Origin of the sequence: Microbacterium testaceum, assembly GCF_020781835.1 — a bacterium.
Classification (GTDB): domain Bacteria; phylum Actinomycetota; class Actinomycetes; order Actinomycetales; family Microbacteriaceae; genus Microbacterium; species Microbacterium testaceum_H.
Window position 1 is genome coordinate 181,009 of sequence record NZ_JAJGNJ010000006.1, and the last position, 20,448, is coordinate 201,456.

General features: G+C 71.2%; 14 protein-coding genes. 7 read left to right on the forward strand and 7 right to left on the reverse strand.

Features of this window, described 5'->3' with window-relative positions; all coding sequences use genetic code 11:
- Genes LL239_RS10730 through LL239_RS10740 form a run of 3 tightly spaced genes read left to right on the forward strand, consistent with a single transcriptional unit; the run spans position 1 to position 1,552 of the window.
- On the forward strand, positions 1 to 360 hold the full coding sequence (locus LL239_RS10730) for a lycopene cyclase domain-containing protein (RefSeq protein WP_228163430.1): 360 nt from the start codon (positions 1 to 3) through the stop codon (positions 358 to 360).
- Entirely contained in the window at positions 357 to 665 is a 309-nt protein-coding gene (locus tag LL239_RS10735) for a lycopene cyclase domain-containing protein (protein ID WP_228163431.1), read from the forward strand. The genes LL239_RS10730 and LL239_RS10735 overlap by 4 nt, the downstream gene beginning before the upstream one ends.
- A complete protein-coding gene (locus LL239_RS10740) occupies positions 662 to 1,552 on the forward strand; it encodes a prenyltransferase (RefSeq protein ID WP_228163432.1) in 891 nt (296 codons plus the stop codon). Before LL239_RS10735 ends, LL239_RS10740 begins: the two co-directional genes overlap by 4 nt.
- A 238-nt stretch (positions 1,553 to 1,790) precedes the next feature.
- Here the strand turns inward: LL239_RS10740 and LL239_RS10745 are convergent, their stop codons facing one another.
- Both LL239_RS10745 and LL239_RS10750 read right to left on the reverse strand, forming a co-directional pair.
- The gene (locus LL239_RS10745) at positions 1,791 to 4,712 is read right to left on the reverse strand and encodes a UPF0182 family membrane protein (RefSeq protein ID WP_228163433.1); all 2,922 of its coding nucleotides are present in this window, start codon (positions 4,710 to 4,712) and stop codon (positions 1,791 to 1,793) included.
- Between the two features lie 43 nt (positions 4,713 to 4,755).
- On the reverse strand, positions 4,756 to 5,895 hold the full coding sequence (locus LL239_RS10750) for a YlbL family protein (protein ID WP_228163434.1): 1,140 nt from the start codon (positions 5,893 to 5,895) through the stop codon (positions 4,756 to 4,758).
- A 170-nt stretch (positions 5,896 to 6,065) separates the two neighbouring features.
- On the opposite strand from LL239_RS10750, the gene LL239_RS10755 reads away from it, so the two are divergent.
- Complete coding sequence (locus LL239_RS10755) at positions 6,066 to 7,454, forward strand: zinc-dependent metalloprotease (RefSeq protein WP_267189168.1); 1,389 nt, start codon at positions 6,066 to 6,068, stop codon at positions 7,452 to 7,454.
- Between the two features lie 740 nt (positions 7,455 to 8,194).
- On the opposite strand, the gene LL239_RS10760 is transcribed toward LL239_RS10755, so the two are convergent.
- Both LL239_RS10760 and nudC read right to left on the reverse strand, forming a co-directional pair.
- Positions 8,195 to 9,949 carry an ATP-dependent helicase gene (locus LL239_RS10760; protein ID WP_228163436.1) on the reverse strand — a complete coding sequence of 585 codons (1,755 nt, stop codon included), beginning with the start codon at positions 9,947 to 9,949 and terminating at the stop codon, positions 8,195 to 8,197.
- Positions 9,946 to 10,857, reverse strand: a complete 912-nt coding sequence (nudC, locus tag LL239_RS10765; RefSeq protein WP_228163437.1) for an NAD(+) diphosphatase — start codon at positions 10,855 to 10,857, stop codon at positions 9,946 to 9,948. The genes LL239_RS10760 and nudC overlap by 4 nt, the downstream gene beginning before the upstream one ends.
- Before the next feature lie 64 nt (positions 10,858 to 10,921).
- On the opposite strand from nudC, the gene LL239_RS10770 reads away from it, so the two are divergent.
- On the forward strand, positions 10,922 to 12,328 hold the full coding sequence (locus LL239_RS10770; protein ID WP_228163438.1) for a phosphotransferase: 1,407 nt from the start codon (positions 10,922 to 10,924) through the stop codon (positions 12,326 to 12,328).
- 45 nt (positions 12,329 to 12,373) lie between these two features.
- Here the strand turns inward: LL239_RS10770 and LL239_RS10775 are convergent, their stop codons facing one another.
- Positions 12,374 to 15,661, reverse strand: coding sequence for an ATP-dependent DNA helicase (locus tag LL239_RS10775; protein ID WP_228163439.1), 3,288 nt, complete (start codon positions 15,659 to 15,661; stop codon positions 12,374 to 12,376).
- The gene (locus tag LL239_RS10780; RefSeq protein WP_228163440.1) at positions 15,658 to 18,873 is read right to left on the reverse strand and encodes an ATP-dependent helicase; all 3,216 of its coding nucleotides are present in this window, start codon (positions 18,871 to 18,873) and stop codon (positions 15,658 to 15,660) included. Before LL239_RS10780 ends, LL239_RS10775 begins: the two co-directional genes overlap by 4 nt.
- 160 nt (positions 18,874 to 19,033) lie before the next feature.
- Here LL239_RS10780 and LL239_RS18040 point away from each other — a divergent pair, with 160 nt between their 5' ends.
- Positions 19,034 to 19,258, forward strand: a complete 225-nt coding sequence (locus LL239_RS18040; RefSeq protein ID WP_228163441.1) for a DUF3107 domain-containing protein — start codon at positions 19,034 to 19,036, stop codon at positions 19,256 to 19,258.
- A 10-nt stretch (positions 19,259 to 19,268) separates the two neighbouring features.
- Entirely contained in the window at positions 19,269 to 19,556 is a 288-nt protein-coding gene (locus tag LL239_RS10790) for a hypothetical protein (protein ID WP_228163442.1), read from the forward strand.
- Positions 19,557 to 19,589: 33 nt separating this feature from the next.
- Here LL239_RS10790 and LL239_RS10795 read toward each other — a convergent pair whose 3' ends face one another.
- The gene (locus tag LL239_RS10795; protein WP_228163443.1) at positions 19,590 to 20,303 is read right to left on the reverse strand and encodes a ferritin-like fold-containing protein; all 714 of its coding nucleotides are present in this window, start codon (positions 20,301 to 20,303) and stop codon (positions 19,590 to 19,592) included.
- Positions 20,304 to 20,448 lie beyond the last annotated feature (145 nt).

Below are 20,448 nucleotides of genomic sequence, written 5' to 3' on the forward strand. Positions count from 1 at the left end.
GTGCCCGGGGTCTACCTGGGCGCGATCCTGTTCTCCCTGGCCGGCATGATCGCGATCGATCTGAAGTTCGGCCTCGCTCTGCGCAGGGCTCCGGGACGCGCCGCGCTCGCGGTGGGTCTGGGCACCGCGTTCTTTCTAGCGTGGGACGCGGTCGGCATCGTCACGGGGATCTTCGTCAAGGGCGACAGCCCGCTCTTCGTCGGCATCGACCTGGCCCCGCACCTGCCTCTGGAAGAGGTGTTCTTCCTCCTCTTCCTCAGCTACCTCGCGCTCGTGCTGTGGAGCGTCTTCGAGCGGACGCGCGGATCGCGGGATGCCGGTGATCCCGCCCGCGAGGACGTCGAGGAGTCGGCACCGTGACGTACCCGCTCATCGTTCTGCCGTTCGTCGCCCTGACCGTGGCCGTCACACTGTCGAGTGCCCGGCGGCCCGGTTTCGCACGCCGCATGCGCGCCTCGGCGTGGACCGCCCTGGTACTGGTCGTGTTGACCGCCGTGTTCGACAACATCATGATCGCCGTCGACCTGTTCTCGTACCCCGCGGCCCACCTCAGCGGGATCAAGGTCGGACTCGCACCGCTCGAGGACTTCGCCTACCCGGTCTGCGCGGCGTTCCTCGTCCCCGCGATCTTCTCACTCGTCGCCGCTCGGAGGGACACCGCATGAGCACCCCCGCCCTCACCCCCGGACACGTGCTGCGCGAGCTGTTCGTCTCATCGCGTCCCGTGAGCTGGATCAACACGGCGTTCCCCTTCGCCGCCGCCTACCTGCTCACCGCGCGCCAGATCGATGCCGCGCTGATCGTCGGCATCCTGTTCTTCCTCGTGCCGTACAACCTCGCGATGTACGGCGTGAACGACGTCTTCGACTACGAGTCCGATCTGCGGAACCCCCGCAAAGGCGGCACCCACGGTGCCGTGCTCGCCAAGCGGATGCACCCGATCACCCTGTGGGCGTCGGCGTTGTCGTGTCTGCCGTTCGTGGTGTTCCTGGTCGTCGTCGGCTCACCGCTATCCTGGCTCGTGCTCGCTCTGAGCCTGTTCTTCGTCGTGTTCTACTCCGCACCGCCGCTGCGGCTGAAGGAGCGGCCGTTCGCGGACTCGGTCACCAGCAGCATCCACTTCTTCTCCCCCGCGGTGTACGGCCTGGTGCTCGCAGGTGCGACCTGGACCTGGCAGCTCGTCGCCGTCCTCGTCGCGTTCGCACTGTGGGGCATCGCGTCTCACGCCTTCGGCGCCGTCCAGGACGTCGAAGCCGACCGCGCCGCCGACATCTCCTCCATCGCCACAGCCCGCGGTGCGCGTTGGACGGTGCGCTTCGCCCTCGTCGCCTATGCCCTCGCCGGCGTCGCCATGCTCGTCACAGCGTGGCCCGGCCCGCTCGCGGCGCTCCTGGTCATCCCCTACCTCGTCGTGTGCTGGCCGTACCGGAACGTGACGGATGCCACCTCGGACACCGCCACGGTCGGCTGGAACCGCTTCCTGTGGCTGAACCAGATCGCCGGCTTCGGCACGACCATGCTGCTGATCTGGTGGTGGTTCCTGAGCGCGTAGCCGCACGGTCGGGCGCGGCGGGCGCGCGCCGGTGCCGCACGCGCGCGGCGCGGGCGCGGCGCGGGCGCGGGCGCGGCGCGAGCGCCGCACGAACGTCGAGTGTCCAGGACACGCCGATCCCTGGACCGTGCCATCGGCGTGTCTTGGACACTCGACCTCGTCGGTACCCGTGAAGACGTGGGGAACGGCGAGACGCCGGCGTCCCGGCGGACGCCGGCGTCTCGGCGGGGAACGGGGGTCAGCCCGCCGGTGTCTCGGTGGAGGTCGAGCCCTGGCCTTCCGCCTGCAGGTCGATCAGACGCTGCACCGCGGCCGTCAGGCGCGCGTCCTGCGTCGCGAACTCGGCGAGGTCACCCGCGGTGAGCGCCGCCTGGCGGGCGGTCAGCGCGGCCTGCGCCTCGGCGAGGGCCGCAGCGTAATCGCCGGCGGGAACCTCGGGCGTGGTCCCCTCGCCGCCCTCGTCCGCCGGGTCGGTCGGCGTCACCGCTTCGTCACCGGTGTCGGCACCCGAATCACCGCCGAACAGGCTGTCCAACGCCTCGCTCAGGGTGTTCTCGAACGCGATCTTGTCGCCGAAGGCCACCAGCACACGCCGCAGCTGCGGCAGCTGCGTGCCGCCCGACGACTGCACGAACACCGGCTGGACGTACAGCAGGCCACCTCCGACCGGCAGGGTCAGCAGGTTTCCGTTGAGCACCTGTGACTGCCCCTGCTGCAGGATGTTGATCTGCGACGACACAGCCGTGTCGGAGTCGAAGGTGTTCTGGACCTGGCCGGGCCCCGGCACCGTCGTGGCCGCATCGATCACGAGCATGCGCAAGCGACCGTAGTCCTCGCGTTTGGCGCCCTGCTGATCGCCCGCATTCGAATCGACCGCGAGATAGCCCGTCAGCACGTTGCGCGCCTGGCCCCCCTGGGATGCCGGGATGAAGCTCGTGAACATCGAATAGGTCGGGGCTTCCTGACTGGGCATCTTCATCGTCAGGTAGTACGGGGGCTGCAGGGTGTTCGGGTCCTGCGGATCGTTCGGGGTGGTCCAGCGGTTGTCCTGCTGGAAGAACGAACGGGCATCGTCGACGTGGTAGACGCCGAGCATGGAACGCTGCACCTTCATCAGGTCGGTCGGGTAGCGAACGTGGCTCATCAGGTCGGCCGACATCTCGCTCCACGGCTGAAGACTCGACGGGTAGATCTTCTGCCACGCCTGGAGGATCGGGTCCTCACCGTCCCAGGCGTAGAGCGTGACGCTGCCGTCGTAGGCGTCGACGGTCGCCTTCACCGAGTTGCGGATGTAGTTGATGTTGTCGAGCGAGTAGGTCGGCGACGGGGTGTTGGAGTCCGCGATCGCCCGCGAGAGCGACACGCTCGACGAGTAGGGGTAGTTCGCACTCGTCGTGTAGCCGTCGATGACCCACTTGATGCGTCCGTCCACCACCGTCGGGTAGGGGTCGCTGTCGAGCGTCAGGTACGGGGCGACCTTCTGGACGCGGTCCTTGGGATTGCGGTCGTACAGGATCTGCGAGTCGGCGTTGACGTAGTCAGAGAAGAGGATCTGCTCGGACTGGAACTTCAGCGCGTAGATGAGGCGGCTGAAGACGTTGCCCACGCTCGGGCCACCATCGCCGCGGAAGGTAGTGCGGGTCTCGGTGCCGCCGTCGGCGCCGATCGGGTAGTCCAGCTCGATGTCCTCGCCGCCCTCGGGTCCGCCGACGATCGAGTACGGCGGCGACTGCTCGCCGAAATAGATCCGCGGCTCGTAGTTCAGGTCGGTCAGGAACCCGGTGCCCGGGATCGCCTGCTCGAGGAAGACGGGATCGCCGTCGTCGGTCCGCTCGTTACCGGCCGCGGCGACCATTCCGTATCCGTGGGTGTAGACCAGCGTGGTGTTCTGCCACGTGGCGGCGTCGCCGAGCTGGCCGATGTTCAGCTCGCGCAGGGCCACGACGGCATCCTGAGTCTGCCCGTTGATCTGGTAACGGTCGACATCGAGCGGGTTGCCGAACTGGTAGTAGGCGCGATACTGCTCGAGCTGACGCACGGTGGGGCCGATGATGGCCGGGTCCATGATGCGCAGCTGGGCCGTCGAGGCGGCGTCGTTGCGGAGCTGGCCGGCCTGCGCCGTGGTCGTCGCCTCGAAGTTCTCCTTCTCGACGTCGTCGATGCCGTACGCGGCCTTCGTGCTGTCGATGTTGCGCTGGTAGTACTGGCTCTCGAGGGCCAGCTGGTTCGGGCGCACCTGGAAGGTCGTGACCGCCCACGGGATCGCCGCTCCGACCACGACCGCCGACACCACGAGCAGGGCGGTCGCGATCAGGGGGTAGCGCCAGCGACCGATGACGGCCGTCACGAAGAAGGCGACCGCCACGATGACCGCCGCGATCGCGAGGATCGTCTGGCCGGGGATGACGGCGTTGACCCCGACATATCCGGGACCGGTGATGCGGTCTTCCTGAGTGATCAGGGTCGAGTAGCGGTCGAGCCACAGGCTGCCGCCCTGCAGCAGCAGGTACAGGCCGGCGAGCACCGCGAGCTGGATGCGCGCGGCCTTGGAGATGCGCAGCTCGCGCTGACCGACCCGCACGGAGCCGTAGAGGTAGGAGACCACGGCGGTGAGCAGCAGGCAGACCAGGACCACGGCCGAGGCGAACCCGAGGACGGTCGTGTAGAACGGCAGGGCGAACAGGTAGAAGCCCGTGTCGAGACCGAACTGCGGGTCGGTCGTCGCGGTGGCGACTCCGTTGAACCACAGCCACGTGGTCTCCCACTGTGCGGAGGCGGCGAACCCGGCGAAGAAGCCGAAGAAGATCGGGATGCCCCACATCGCGAGGCGGCGAAGGGGCTCGACGACCTCCTGGTAGCGGTCGAGCTGCGAGCTCAGCCGTGCGTACACCGGGCGGAGCCGGTACGCGAGCTGGATGACGCCCCACACCGGCACGGCCATCGCGAGGAACCCGATGACGAACATCACGGTCCGCGCGATCCACTGCGTGGTCAGCACCTCGGTGAAGCCGAGCTGCGAGAACCACATCCAATCGGCGTAGAGGTTCGCGAAGACGAAGAACGCCACGACCAGGGCGGCGATGACCGCCAGCGAGATCGAGATGATCCGTCGTGAACGGTTCGGGGGCGTGGCCTGGTTCGGCGCTGAGGTCGTGGTCACGCGTCCATCCTAGGCGTCGCCCTCTGGGGGAACGCCGTGGATACTACGATCCCGCAGCACTGGTCCCGACGCAGGTCGGGAGGGCATCGAGGTCGCCCCCGTCGCGGATCGTCTCCAGCACCGTCAGGGAGTCCTGCAGGGTCGAGACGGAGAAGACCCGGATGCCATCGGGCACATGGCCCACGACCTCGTTGCAGTTCGCCTGAGGTGCGAGGAACCAGTCGGCACCGGCATCCCGCGCTCCGTACAACTTCTGACGGATGCCGCCGATGCCGCCGACGTTGCCGTCCGCATCGATGGTTCCCGTACCAGCGATGTGCTCGCCGCCGGTCAGGTCGCCGGGCGACATCTTGTCGATGATGCCCAGCGCGAACATCATGCCGGCGCTCGGGCCCCCGACGTTGTTGAGCCGGATCTGCACGTCGACCGGAAGGTCGAAACCCAGGGTGAGACCCACGCCGAGCAACCACTGCTGCTCACCGTTCACGTCGGTCAGCCGCGGCGTGACGGAGACGGAGCTCTCGGTGCCGTCGCGATCGATGCCCAGCGTCACGGGAGCACCCGCCCCGGTCTGGACGGCCGCGCGCATCTCCTCCACGTTGGCGACCGGTGCGCCGTTGAGCGAAGTGATCACGTCGCCGAGATCGAGCACGCCGGCCGAGGCGCCGGCGTCGTCGACCGTCCCGACCACAATGTCCTGGGGAACGTCATAGCCCAGCTCGCGCAGCGCCGCGGCGGAGGCCTCCAGCTGAGAGTCGCTCATCAGCGCGGCGTTCTCGGTGTTGCGCTGCTCCGTCGACTGCCCCGAGGGGAAGATGCGTTCCAGCGGCACCACGGCGCGCGACGGATCGAACCACGCCTGCGCGAGTTCGATCCAGCTCGGCGTGCGCTCGCGATTGCCGTTGACCTGCACGGTGAGCAGATCGAGCTGTCCCTCCGAAGGGGTGTCCTGCTCACCCGGGACCGTGATCAGCGGCACCTCGTTGCCGTCGGCGTCCGGGGACGTGCCGAGCGTGTTGAGAACGGGCCCCGGCTGCTGGATGACGTACGGCGACGGCACGAACGTGAACACGAACAGGATCAGCGTGGCCACCACCAGCGACCACGCTCCGAAGACGGTCGACCGGCTCCAACGGCGCCGCGGGGCGGGCACGACGGAGACGTTCTCGTCGAAGAGGGTCACGGGTCCTACCTTTGCCGGGTCGTTCGCGCGCGGCGTAAGCGGCGAGGGGCCGAGCCGAGGGAAGCGGGGAAACGTGCGACTAGCGTAGATGCCGTTCCCCTTGACCCGGCTGAAAGGCGGCTGAAGTGGCAGACGACGACCGGAACCCCGAGGAGGAGTTCCAGGAGCTCATGCGGCGCCTGATGTCGGGCGACATGTCGGGTCTCGACCCCGAGCAGCTCTCGCGCCTGTCCGGGATGCAGATCGACCCGGCCATGATGCAGGCGGTCATGAATCAGTTGCAAGGCGCTTTCTCCGGCGCGCAGGACGGTATCGACTGGAGCCTCGCCGAACGTCAGGCCCTGCATATCGCCAACCAGGACGGACTCGGCGTCTCCGCGGGGCAGCGCACCGACATCGATCAGGCGTTCGCGCTCGCCGCCCTGTGGCTCGGCGAGGCGACGACGATCAGCGACCTCCCCCGACCGGCGAAAGCCGTGACGCGCGGCGCCTGGGTCAGCGCGACCCTGCCCGTGTGGCAGGAGCTGGCCGAGCCCGTCGCCACGAGCATCGCGGACGCTCTCACCGACGCGCTCGGACAGCAGGCCCCTGAGGACATGCAGGAGATGATCGCCGGCGCGGGTCGGCTCATGCGCACCGTCGGCGGCTCGCTCTTCGCAACCCAGCTCGGCCACGTCGTCGGACGGCTATCGACCGAGGTGGTCGGCGGAGGCGACGTCGGCATCCCCGTGATGCCCGACGGCGACGCCGCCATCCTTCCGCAGAACTTCGCCGACTTCGGCCGCGACCTCGAGATCCCCGACGATCAGCTGGCGCTCTACCTCGCAACGCGGGAGCTGGCGCACGCGCGACTGTTCCGGCACGCCCGCTGGCTGCGACTGCACGTGATCTCGCAGGTACGGGAGTTCGCGCACGGCATCCGCGTCGACACCGACGCCCTCGAGGAGCTCGCCTCGCGCTTCGACCCCTCCCAGCCCGACGAATTGCGCAGCGCCCTCGAAAGCGGTGCGCTCCTGCCCCAGCGGTCCGAAGAGCAGACGGCGGCGCTCACGCGCCTGGAGAATCTGCTCGCCACCATCGAGGGCTGGGTCGACGTCGTCACCGAGGACGCCACCTCACGGCTCCCGTCGGCCGCACGTATCGCCGAGGCCGTGCGGCGCCGCCGCGCCGTCGGCGGACCCGCCGAACAGGCGCTCGGCTCGCTCGTCGGCCTGGAGTTGCGACCGCGGCGCATGCGCGAGGCCGCGGCGATGTGGCGCGCGGTCACCGACGCCGTCGGCGTCAGCGGGCGCGACGGGCTGTGGGACTACCCCGACCTCATGCCCTCGGCCGAGGACATCGACGACCACGCGGGCCTGGTCGCCCGGCTCACCGCCGCCTCGCGCGGAGAGGCGGCGCCGTCGGATGCCATGGACGACGCTCTCGCACAGCTGATCGCCGAGGAGACGGCGGGAGGGTCCGCCCCCGGCGACGCGTCCCCGGCGGGGCCGGATCGCTCGGCGGACGACGCACCGCGCGACGACGACGACCCGACGCCCGGCGACCAGCGGCCGGTCTGATCGCTCCTCCCCAGGGGCCCTTCCCCGATCGGGCCCTGGGGAGAACCGGGGCCGACGCCACCGGGCGCGTCATCATCGGGGCATGCTCCGACTCGACCCCTCCGCTCCACCCCTCTGGCGGCACGACGGAACCGTGCAGTTCGGTTCCCCGTCACGGGCCCACCTCTCGCACCGGTTCCCCTGGACCGACGCCGCGCTGAGCGCGCTCGAGGCCGGGACGTCGCGCGCCGCCCTCCGCGCCCTCGTCCGCGTGCACGGCGGCGCCGACCGCGACGCCGACGACCTGATCGGACAGCTCTCTCCGGCGCTGCTGCGAAGACGGCGCACCTCTCCCCTCGTGCTGCAGGTCTCCGACGATCTGCCGTCCGCGGCGGTCCGTGTCGTGCTCGCCACCCTGCCCGCCCGCACCCCCGTCATCGACTGGGCGGGTCCAGCGACGCACGCCGCACCCGAGGGCAGCCGGGTGGTGCTGTTGGCCGCCCACCGTCTCGATCCGAGGCGGGCGGTCGATCTGGCGCGCCACGACGTGGTCCACCTGCCGCTCGTGCTCAGCGGCTCGACAGCGACCGTCGGCCCGGTCATCGCTCCCGGGCTGACGGCGTGCCTCAGCTGCTTGGATGCCGGTCGCCGACGGGAAGATCCGGCCTGGCCGCTCATCGCCGCGCAGCTGCTCGCACGGCCCAAACCCGACGTCGATGTCGCGCTGTCCGTGGAAGCGGCACGCGCGGCCCGGCACCTCCTCAGCGGTCGGATCGACTCCGTGACCCGCTCCCTGCACCTGCGCGTCGACTCGCTCCAGCGGGTCTGGCGAACGCATCGGCCGAGCGCAGACTGCCGCTGCCGATCTCTCGAAGAAAACGCGACGGGATCCGCTCCGTTCGACCTCGCCCGCGTGACCAGCTCACCGACAGCGTTCGCGCGGCCCGCGTGATGCCGACGTACGCGAGCCGTCGCTCCTCGTCCACCGCCTCGAACGTCTGGGCGTACGAGATCGGCAGCAGGCCCTCGCTCACCCCGATGAGGTGGACGTGATCCCACTCCAGGCCCTTCGCCGCGTGCAGTGTCGCGAGCGTGACCGTGCGGGTCGCCGGCTCGTGCTGATCCTTCGCGCGGGCCTGCAGATCGTCGGTGAACGAGCGCAGGTCGGTGCCCGCCGGAGCTTCCTCGGCGAGCCGGAGAAGAGCGGCGCGGGCTTCCCACGCGTCGCGCAGCGCTCCGCCCGCGGCGGGCGGTTCGTCGGTGAGACCGACGCTGCGAAGCACATCGCGGACGGTGGCGAGGAATCCGGTCTCGACGGGCGCCACCGACGCGGCGCGCAGCGCCATGAGCGCCTGCCGCACCTCGGGGAGGTCGAAGAACTTCCGGCCGCCGAGCACCGTCGCGGCGATCGACTGCTTCGCCAGAGCGCTCAGCAGGACGGCGGACTGCGCGTGCGAGCGATAGAGGACGGCGATCGCCCGTGGGTCGGTCCCCGCGCGGACGGCCTCAGCGATCGCCGCGGCGACGCCCTCGGCCTCGGCTTCCTCGTCGTCGTAGGCGCGCACGGTCGGGATCGGAGCGTCCTCCGGCGCCGCGGCGACGAGCTCCAGGGCACCCGCGCGCCCGCGCATGAGGTCGTTGGCGACGGCGAGAACGGCGGCGGAGGAGCGATAGTTTCGCTCGAGACGCACGACCCGCGCGTCTTCGTGGACGTGGTCGAATTCGAGCAGGTACCGAGAGTCCGCACCGGTGAACGAGTAGATCGTTTGGCTCGCGTCGCCGACGACGCACAGATCGCGACGGTCCCCCAGCCACAGCTCCAGCAGGCGGTTCTGCAACGGCGAGACATCCTGGTACTCGTCCACCGTGAAGTGCCGATACTGCTCGCGCACCGCTGCGGCCACGCGGGGCTCCGCCTCGATCATGCCCGCGCACGTGAGCAGGACGTCCTCGAAGTCCATCTGCCGGCGCTCGTCCTTGAGCTTCTCGTACGCGTGCTGCAGGGCGACGACCTGATCGACGTTCAAGCGCCCGATGCCGCCGGGGCGATCGGACGCGTATTGCTCGATCGAGCGCATCGTGACCTTCCGCCACTCGATCTCGCCCGCCACGTCCCGCAGGGTCGCCGTGTCCGGGGCGAGGCCCACGCCGTCGGCGGCGTGGGCGAGCATCCGCACCTTGTTGTCGATGATCGTCGGCGCCTGGTCGCCCGCGAGGGTCGGCCAGAAGAAGTTCACCTGCGCCAGCGCCGCGGCATGGAACGTCCGCGCCGACACCCCCGTGACCCCAAGGGCCCGCAGTCGACCGCGCATCTCCCCGGCCGCCTTCGCCGTGAACGTCACCGCCATCACCCGCTGGGGCGAGTACGCCCCCGTGTCGACACCGTGGGCAATTCGCCGAGTGATGACGCGGGTCTTCCCGGTCCCCGCGCCCGCGAGCACGCACACCGGACCGCGGAGCGCCCGGGCCGCCTCGAGCTGATGCTCGTCGAGACCGCTCAGTGGATCCGCGCTCACATCAGGCCCCGGTACCAGTCGTCGATCAACCGGTGGGCGATGGATGCCGTACCGGGAAGCTGTATCGCACTCTCGCCGCGCAGTGCGGCCCCGATCTCGGCTCTGTCGAACCAGCGCACCTCGACGATCTCCTCGCCGTCGGCGCGGGCCTCGTCGTCGCTGAGCGCCGTCGCCCGGAAGCCCAGCATCAACGATCGCGGGTACGGCCACACCTGCGACCCGCGGTACCGGATGTCGCCCAGGCGCACACCGGCCTCTTCGCAGATCTCACGCGCGACGGTGTCCTCGAGCGACTCCCCGGCCTCGGCGAATCCCGCGAAGCACGAGTACCGGCTGCCGCCCCAGGCCGCGTTCGCGCCGAGGAGGATGCGATCAGGATCGTCCGCCGACGACACGAGCACGATGACCGCGGGATCCGTGCGCGGGAAGTGTTCCCGTCCGCACCGCGGGCAGTGTCGCGACCATCCGCCCTGGCGAAGGACCGTAGCCGTCCCGCACGCCGGGCAGAAAGCCGCATCACGTAACCAGCCCGCGAGCGCGACCGCCGTCCCGAGGATCTCGGCTTCATCCGCCGAGAGGTCGCCTCCCACGGCGCGCAGCGGTGCCCACCGGGCCCCGCCGGGCACCTCGACGGCCGCCCCCTCGTCGACCACCGCGAGAAGCAGTGCCGACCCGTTCGAGGCCCGGCCGAGGAAGGCCCATTCGCGGGCGTCGGTGACGGCAGACACCGGAACCAGGACGAGACGCGCGTCCACCACCGGAGCAGCGTCGCCGTGGATCACCAGGACGGCCGTGTCAGAGACTTCCCTCAGTGCGTCGAGCAGTCCGTCGACGTCACGCTCCGCCCCGGCTCGATCGAGCGCTCCGCCCGGCCAGGAACCGGGGACCGTGGGAACGGACAGCGGCATCGAACACCTCTCTCAAGGGCGTGGCGCGGGGGGATCGGGCGAGCGACCGACCTACCCTGGGGGCATGGCACGCTCGCCCCTCACTCTAGCCGCGTCCGCGACAGCGGCCCTGCCCCGCATCGGTGTGACGAGCGCCGCCCCGCTCACCGAGAACGCCGGCGGGCGATTCGACTCCGCGCTCATCTCGCTCGAGGACGGACGCACGGTGGTCGTCCGGATGCCGACGAGCGAGGACACCGCTGCCGACCTCGCCGCCGAGTCTCGCGCTCTGCACGCCTTGACGTCCGGGGTGCGCGCCCTGTTGCCGTTCGCCGCGCCGCAGGTGGTGGGCGAGAGCGGCAGCGGCGCGAATCGTGTGCTCGTGGTCGACGTCATCGACGGCTACCGCATCGATCCGGCCGAGCTGCCCAAGGGGCCGGGGTACGCACCGGCCATCGGTGGAGCCCTCGCCGCCGTCCACGCCCTCCCGGTCTCGATCGTGCGCACCGATGGGCTGCCGGTCCGTGCACCGGAACAGGTGCGCGACGACGTCGCCCGCCTTCTCGACCGCGCCGATGCCACCGGACGCGTGCCCGACGGCCTGATGATGCGCTGGCGACGCGCCCTGCACGAGGCGGACCTGTGGCGGTTCGAGTCGGCGGTCGTGCTCGGCGGTGCGACCAGCGCCTCGATCCTGCTCGTCGACGACGCGGACGGTGTTCCTCGGGTCAGCGGCATCCTGGACTGGGCGGGACTCAGTGTCGGGGACCCGGCCGTCGACCTGCGGTGGCTCGCGTCCGCGCCGACCGCGATCGACGATGTCTACGAGGGGTACGCGGCATCCGGTGAGCGCTCCCCCGATCCGCTCCTGCGCGAGCGGGCGCGCCTGTACGCCGAGCTGGAGTTCGCCAAGTGGCTCGTGCACGGTCACGACGCGGGGGAATCCGAGGTCGTCGCGGACGCCGTCGCGCTCCTAGAGGCTCTCGCCGAGGGTGTGCGGGGAGACCACATCGTCCCGACGACGCGTTCCGACATCGACGACGCCCTGGCACTGGTCGAGCGCGTGCCTCCCGCCGCGGCGTCGACGATCGACACGTCGATGCAGACCGACGCCTACGACCCCGAGGCCCTGTCGCTCTACCTTTCGGTCGAGCGGGACCGCGAGGCGGCCGCCGCCGCCCTCGCCGAGGCGCAGGCGAACACTGCGCAGGGCGCGACCACCGACTTCGGCGTGAGCGACGTCGACGACGCCGAACCCGGCCCCACCGCTCCCATCGACCTGGAGGGCTGGACGCCCGCAACAGCCTCGCGCGAAGCGGCCGAGGCCGCGACCGATGGAACGGGCGACGGCCCCGCGCGCAGAGACGCGTCTCAGACCGGCGAGGTCATCGACGCCGCGACGCTCCATGAGGCGATCGACGACGAAGAGGACGCCGCACGCGCCACCCGCGCGGCGCTCCGTCGGTGGGGTGTCGCGCGCGACGGCGCCTGATCTGCGCGGGTCGCCGGCTCTCGCCCGCCGCGTCTGGACCGGACCTCACCCCCGGACAACGACCTCGTCGCCGACGTAGAACAACGTCACGTCGATGAGGTCGAACGGTATCCCGTGCTTGGCGTGGTATGCGTCGCGATAGAGCTCGAGCTGCAGCATCCGTGAGCGGCGCTCGGCATCCGTCGTCGGCGGACGACCGGTCTTCCAGTCGACGATCTCGTACCGGTCGCCGCGGCGGTAGACGGCATCCAGCTTGCAGATGACGACGTGCGGGCGACCGTCCAGGCGGGTGGTGACGAAGTCGATCTCGGTCTCGACCTCGAGCGGCTGCAGACCTGCCCACTCGGACCGCTCGAAGATCTCGCGCAGCCGCGCGAGTTCGGCCGAGTCCGCAGCCGAGGCGCCGTCGTCCTCGTCGTCCCACAGCCCCGCATCGTCGAGCCCTGTTCCCGAGCCGACGATGCCCGACCGCTTCTCGACCCACGCGTGGAACAACGTTCCCAGCCGGGTCTGCCGGTACGGGCGTTCCGGAAGCGGCCGCCGCAACTCTTCCACCGCCCCGCCGTAGTCGGCGACGAAGTCCTTGAACTTCGAGGCGGGGATGCGGGTCGGGGCGGGCGTGTGCGTCGGGCGCAGGCGCGCCGCGCGCTCGGCCAGCAGCAGGTCGAGATCGGCATCCGGATCGGCGGGCGGCAGCCGTCGTGCCTCGGCGACCTCGTCGGCAGCGGCGCTCACGGCCGTGCGGCGGGCGCCGAGCGGGTCGAGCGGCCAGTGCAGCACGCGTCGCTCGCCGTCGTACGGATCGTCGCCGGGATCGTCGATGCCGAGGTCGATGCCGAGCGCCTCGGTCGCCTCGTCGAGGAAGACGCTCGGACGCCGCGGACGCTTCGTCCCCGACCAGCTCGAGCCCGACAACAACAGGTGGTCGCGCGCCCGGGTGAAGGCGACGTACGCCAGGCGACGATCCTCGTCGAGCTGCCGAGCTCGGTTCGCCTCGACGAACGCGTCGATCGCGGCCTTGAGCTCTTGCTGCGTCTCCGCGCCGCGCCAGCCGAAGACCGGCAACCACGCCGAGTCCCCGCGGAAGTCGGACGGGAGGATGCCGAAACCGAGCCACCCCTTGGTGTCCCGGGCGATCGAGGGCAGCTCGTCGGTGACGAGACGCACGACCGCCACGGCATCCCATTCGAGACCCTTCGACCCGTGGATCGTCAGCAGCTGGACGACGTCGTCTTCGGGCGGTTCCGTGCGCGGGGCGAACTCGTCGGCCTGCTCCGCGTGATCGAGCCACGCGAGCAGGCTCGTCACCGAACCCGACTCGTCCGCGGCGAGGAACCCTCGGATCTCGTCGACGAACGCACGCAACTGCGCAGAGGCGATGCGAGCCGGTCCGCGCGATTCGTTCGCGGCGAGCTCGATGTCGAGCCGCAGCTCGGTCTCGATGAGCCGGATGAGTTCGGGGATCGGCGCACCGATGTTGCGTCGCAGCCCGGCGAAGACGGCCCCCGCCTCGCGCAGACGCGCACGTCCCTCGGGGGTGATGTCGGTGAGCCAGCCGTGTCCGTCCGTCTGGCGCGCGACGAAGTCGAGCGCGTCGACGAGGGACGCCCGGTCGGCACCGGGGGTGGACCGCAGCCGGTCGACGACGTCCGGCGCGAGCGGCTGCAGCGCTGCGTCGTGGGTGGCGAGCCGTCGGGCGAGCTGGGCGAGGGCGCGCAGATCCGCGAGCCCGATCGACCACCGCGGTCCCGAGAGCAGACGGATGAGCGCCGATCCCGCCTCCGGATCGCTGATCACACGCAGGGCGGACACGACGTCGACCACCTCGGGGGTGGTCAGCAGCCCACCGAGTCCGAGGATGCGGTGCGGGATGCCACGGCGTCCGAGCGCGTCGCCGAACCGCACCATGTGCTTCTTGCTGCGGAAGAGCACCGCACCGGTCGTTGCCTTACCCTCCGCCGCGCGGGTCGCCCGCACACCGGCGAACCACGCGGCGACGCGGTCGGCCTCCGTGTCGAGGTCGCGCTCGAAGAACGCCTCGACGACCCCCGCGGGCGCGCCGGGGCGTGATCGCAGTTCCTCCACCGCGACGGGCGAGCGAGGTGCGAGCGGCGCGAGCACCGCGTTCGCGGCCGCCAGCACGCTCCCACTGTTGCGCCAGCTCGTCAGGAGCGAGAACCTCTGGCATCCGCCGTCGGGCGCGAAGGCAGCCGGGAACCCGCCGAGATTGCCGGCGCTCGCACCGCGCCAGGCGTAGATCGCCTGGTGCGGGTCGCCGACGGCCATGACGCCGGTCCGGGCGAACAGTGTCGAGAGCAGATCGGTCTGCACGACGGAGGTGTCCTGGTACTCGTCGAGCAGCACGACGCGATAGCGCGACCGCAGTTCCTCGACCACCGCGGGATGCTCACGCACGATCCGCAGGGCCCCGGCGACCTGGTCGGCGAAGTCCATCACCCCCAGCCGCGCCTTCTCGCGGTCATAGTCCGCCGCCAGCGCGGCGAGCATTCCGAGGGCCGAGACGCGGGATGCCGCCTCGGACACGTCCTTGTAGACGCTCACGCGCGCCGAGGTCGACGGGCGCTCCACGATGCGGCCGAACTCGTCGGGGAACGCGGCGAGACGATCGAGGTCGACGAGGTTGTCGACGCTGTCGCGAGCGATGCGCAGCGCCGCGTCGATCAGCGTCCGCGGCGATTCCTGCCGCTCCTCCAAGCGCGGGTCGTCGGAGGTGAACACGACGCGTCGCATGAGCAGCCATGCCGCTGACTCCGACAGCACGGCGGACTCCGAGTCCCGCCCGATGCGCAGACCATGCTCGCGCACGATGGCGTCGGCGAAGCTGTTGTAGGTCGACACCGTGGGGCGGTGCAGAAGCTGATCGTCGTCGCCCGCCCCGTCGGGTGAGACCGCGTATTCGAGGGCCAGGGCGTCCAGGACCCGTCGACGCTCCGCGTCGCTGCGGGCTGCCTCGAGCTGCGCGAGGTCGGCGAACACGGCGAGACGCCCCGCCGCGTGCAGCTCGGGGAGCACCGGGAGCAGACCGCGGACCTCGAACTCCGACAGCCGGTGCAGGCGGCGGTGGATGCGTTCGGCCAACTCCCCCGCGGCCTTCCGCGTGAAGGTGAGCCCGAGGACCTCGTCGCGACGGACGATCCCATTTCCCACGAGCCACACGACGCGGCCTGCCATCGTCTCGGTCTTGCCGCTCCCGGCCCCGGCCACGACGAGAGCGGGCGAGAGCGGGGCCTCGATGACCGCCGTCTGTTCGGGCGTGGGCGGGAACTGGCCGAGGGCGGCCGCGATCGTGGCGGCCGACAGCGTCGCCGTCACGACGCGCTCACCGCCGAGATCGTGTGGATCCGGCAGAGCCCGAACGAGAACTCGTCGCGGCAGTGCACTTCGTAGGGCGCCGCGAACCGGTGCCCTCGCATCACGCCGACGGCGCGCTGCACACGCTCGACGAACAGCGCACGCGCCTCGTCGTCGAACGGCGCCTGGTGCGGCTCGGCGTAGTCTTTGGTCGCGGCGGTCGGGCGCAGGACCAGCAGTTTCGCCCCACCCGGCGGCATCCCGGCGACCTGCTCGATCGCGCCGGAGGCGAAAGCCAGCTGGTAGGCCGCGAGCTGCGGATTGTCGGCGACCTTGGCGTCGGTCTGCGGCTCGTTCTTCCCCGTCTTGAGGTCGACGATGACCACCTCGCCGCTCGCGGTGACCTCGACCCGGTCGATGTCGCCGCTCAGGACGGCACCGTGCTCCACCGCGTCGTCGACGGCGATCGCGACCTCGAAGTGCCGCTCGGCCCCCACGAGTCGCCCGCCGGCGTCGTCGAAACGGCGCAGATAGGCGGCGAGTCGACGGACCAGCTCCCGCGCACGCACGCGTTCTGCGCGCTCACGCCAGGCGGCGTCGAAGACGAGCTCGCCCCAGCGCTCCTCGACGACCGCCCACAGGGCGTCCTCGGTCCCGGTGGAGGCTGTCTCGAGCGCTGCGTGGATGATCGTCCCGATACCCGCCGTGGTCCCGCTGCGATCACCGCCCAGGTCGCCGATGACCCAGTCCAGTTCGCACTGCTCGAGCGCGTGCAGACGCGAGGGGGACACCCGGACGTCTTCGCGCTCGAGGTCGCGCAGCGGCGCTGTGGAGCTCGGCGCTGCCACGCCGTACCACTGCTCGGGCGCGGCACCGGCGACGTCGGCGGCCGCGAGCAGAGCGAGCTGTCCGGCGGCGTGGCGACGCTCTCGGGCCGGGGTGCGGGGCGACGTGAGCGTTCGGCGGTGACGCGCCACGAGACCGCGCAACGACAGCGGGTGCTCGGGCACCGACGACGCCGGCTCGGGTGTGGGCAGCATCTCGAAGAGGACGCTCGGTCCGGTGTCGTCGTCATCGACGGCCGTGACGATCAGCCGCGCATGCGCGCGCGAGACGGCCCGCACGAAGAGCCGCAGCTCGTCGTGCATCGCGGCGCGACGCCGGTCGAGCGTGCCCGCGGCGGGAAGGTCGGGGAACTGCAGCGCATCGGCGAGTCGCCACGTCTCGAGGAGCCCTCCGCGCAGACGCGTGTTCGGCCAGACCCCCTCTTGCACGCCGGCCACGACCACGGTGTCGAAAGCCGTACCGGCCGCGGCCGCCGGGGTCAACACCCGAACGGTGTCGACGACGGCGGGCTGCTCGATGCGGTCTTCGGCGACATCGCTGTCGACGACCGACCGAAGGAAGACGGCGGCCTCGCCGTCGGGCTCGCGCTCGGTGAACCGTTTCGCGGCCTGGAACAGCGCCACGATCGCGTCGAGGTCGCGGTCGGCCTGCTCCGCCAGCGGACCGTGTCCGCGCGAAGCCTCACGCCACGGCCGGGACAGCCCGCTGCGTTCCCATGCGGTCCACAGCAGTTCGTGGGCCGTCGCGCGCCGATCGGCCTGCGCCCGCAGCGCCGCGAGGGTCTCACCCAGCCGCGTCGCCCGCCGGGCCTCGCGCGTGTCGATCGTCTCGAATTCGAGCGGATGCCGCAGGCCCGAGGCCAGCAGCTCGGCGGCCGATCGGGTCCCGCCCGCGGCGAGCTCCTCCTGACGCAGCGCCGCGCGCAGGCGTCGCAACTCGATGGGGTCGAGTCCGCCGTAGGTGCCGAGGAGTGCATCGAGGACGGCATCCGGCGTCCAGGTGTCGGGATCGCGCATGCCGAGTTCGACCAGGGCGACGAGATCGCGGACGGGGCGCTGTACACCGAGCGCAAGGCCGGGGCCGCTGGCGCGCGCCGGCACCTCGCGGGCCGCCAGCTCGGCCTCGAGCGAGGCCACCTGGCGGGAATCGTGTGCGATCACGGCGCAGGAGCTCCACGGCACGCCGTCGAGCACGTGGCGCTCGCGCAGCAGGCGGGCGATGGCGTCGGCCTCTTCGGCGGGGGAACGCAGAAGGAACGTACGCACCGACCCTTCGGGAGCGGCGCCGACCGGGGCGCGGCGGTGCGCCACGACGCCGGCAGCGCCGATCCTCGCCGCGACGGAGCGCACGAGATCGATCTGCTCGGCCGTCCCCCGATGCGGATCGCCGAGCGCCACCGGGCCGCCGAGTTCGGCGGCGAGGCGCGCGAAGTTCTCGGGGGTGGCGCCGCGGAACGCACCCGAGCCCACGTCGGGATCGCCGAACGCGACCACGCCGATCCCCCGCTCCCGACACGCGCGCAGCAGATCGATTCCGCCCGACGTGAGCTCTTGCGCGTCGTCCACGAGGATGCAACGGATCGAGGCGAAGCGGCCGAGCAGTTCGCGATCGACCGCCGCCTCGTCGAGCACCGCCACGGCCTCGCGCACGAGGTCGGCCGCGTCGCGGTGGGCGCCGCGCATCTCGGCGCGAACGGCGCGGTACTCGGCGGCGAACGAGCCGACCGCGGCCCAGACCGGGACACCGTGCCGCTCCGCCAGAGCGGCGAGGTCGTCGGGCGCGATCCCGAGGTCGGTGCACTCGGCGAGGAAGGCGCGGAGGTCGCCCCGGAAGCCGCGCGTCGCCCGGATGGACGGCCCGAGCCACTCGGGCCACCGGGACCGCCCCTCGACCTCGTCGAGCGCATCGCCCTCGAGGAGCTCCCGGATGATCTGGTCTTCATCGCCCCCGGTGAGCAGCTGCGGCGGCTCGGCGCCGCGCCGCACCTCGGCACCACGAACGATCTGGAACGCGAACGATGCCACGGACCGCGCCAACGCCCCTGCCGTGGCGCGACCGACCGCGAGCGCGAGGGGATCGCGCAACGCGGTCGCCGCCGGCCGCGTCGGCGTCAGCACCAGAACGTGGTCGGGGTCGACGCCACCCGCGACGAGCGCTCGCGCGCGCGCGAGCAACGTCGATGTCTTCCCCGACCCGGGCGCTCCCACGACGGTCCCGCTGGTCTCGGCGGCCCACTCGACCACGATGCGCTGCTCGGCATCGAGTTCGACCGACTCGAGGGGCCGCGCCGCCCACCGGTCGGCAACGCCCGGACGGACGGATTCTGCGCCGATGCCCGGCACCGAGCCGCCCCCGCGGGGGACGGTGACGGCATCCGGAATTCCCATGCCCACCACGCTAGCCGCGGCCTCCGACACGGGCTCGACGACCCGCCCCGTTCGCCGTGCGCGAAGCGGGGCTGCGGGCGCGGAGCCCCCCTCCGGAGGTGTCGTAGAGTCGGAACATCGCGCCGGGTGGACCGAGAAGCCCGGGCGGAAAGGACGCATCGTGGAGATCCGCATCGGCATCACCAACACCGGCCGCGAGCTGAACTTCGAGACCAACGAGGCCTCGGATGCCGTGAAGTCGTCGATCGCCGCTGCGCTCGACCAGTCCGCCAGTCACGTCACCTTCACCGACGTCAAGGGCAACTCCTACATCGTCCCCACGGCGAACCTCGCCTTCGTCGAGCTGGGCACCGAGGAAGCCCGCCGCGTCGGCTTCGTCGCCTGACGGCACGGCCGTGCAGATCCTCCTCGGACTGATCCTCGGCGCGGTCGTCGGACTCGCGGCGCACTTCGCGCTCGGCCACCGCGACCTCCGCGGCGCCGCGCTCGCGCCGTTGGCCGGGGCCGCGGCATCCGCGGTCGTCTGGACGGCAGCGACGTGGGCCGGACTCGGCGTCGACTCGCCGATCCTGTGGATCGTGGCCGTTCTGGCGCCCGCTGCCACCACGTTCGCTCTGGTGCCGCTGCTCTCGCGCGTACGCCAGCGCGCCGACGCCGAAGAGCGCGCCCGCCGGGGCATCTGACCGACGCCGCCTCACGGGCCGTAGGGCTTCGCGTCAGGCCGCGAGCCCCATGGCATCCATTCGGCGCGCGTGAGCGCCCATGAGCTCGGTGAACACGGGCTCGACCTTGGCCTCTTCGTCGCGGTCGAGGCGAGGGTGCGCCAACGCCGCCCGAGCCACCAGCAGGGTGTCGCCGACGAGCCGCCGGCCCCACAGGGCGAGCAGCCATCGCCACTCCTCGTCGCTCGCGATCGTGGCGCCGAGGATCTCGACGATGGCTTGACGATCGTCGTCGGCCTGGAGGATCCGCGCCACACGGCGACCGGTGTCGCCGTAGCTCGACGACAGCGCCAGGTAGAAGTCGTCCAGCATGCCCGCCGTGATGTGCACGGACAGCATCGTCTCCTGCGGCCGCACACCGTGGGTGTTGCGGCGGAACGCGTCGAGCGACTCGCGGAACGGAAGCATGAGCTGCGTCGGGTCGGCCCCCCGCTCGCGGATGACCGCCACGATCTCCTGGTGCTTGATGAGCGCGGCACCCGCGGCGCGCGAGAGCGACTCCTTCTCGGCGAGTTCGGGCGTGGACGCGATCAGCTCGCTGAGCGTCTCGAAGAATCCGAGCTGCAGATACGCCGCCTGCCCGAGGAACGTCTCGATATCCGGGGCGAGTTCGGCGAAGTCCACGCGCATCGCGTCACCGAGGTCTCCGCGCGAACGCAACTGCAGCGTGCGACCGACCGGCCTGCGACGACGGAACCACTCGAACACGCTGTACAGCCTAGGCGTCGGACCCCCGAAACACGTGCCGGGTAGAGTGGACTCGCCCCGGCGACGGATCGGGGCCCCGCGCCTGTGGACGAGTGGAGGGCGTGGATCCGACTCCCCAGGCGGTCTCTCACCGCCGGAACAGGCA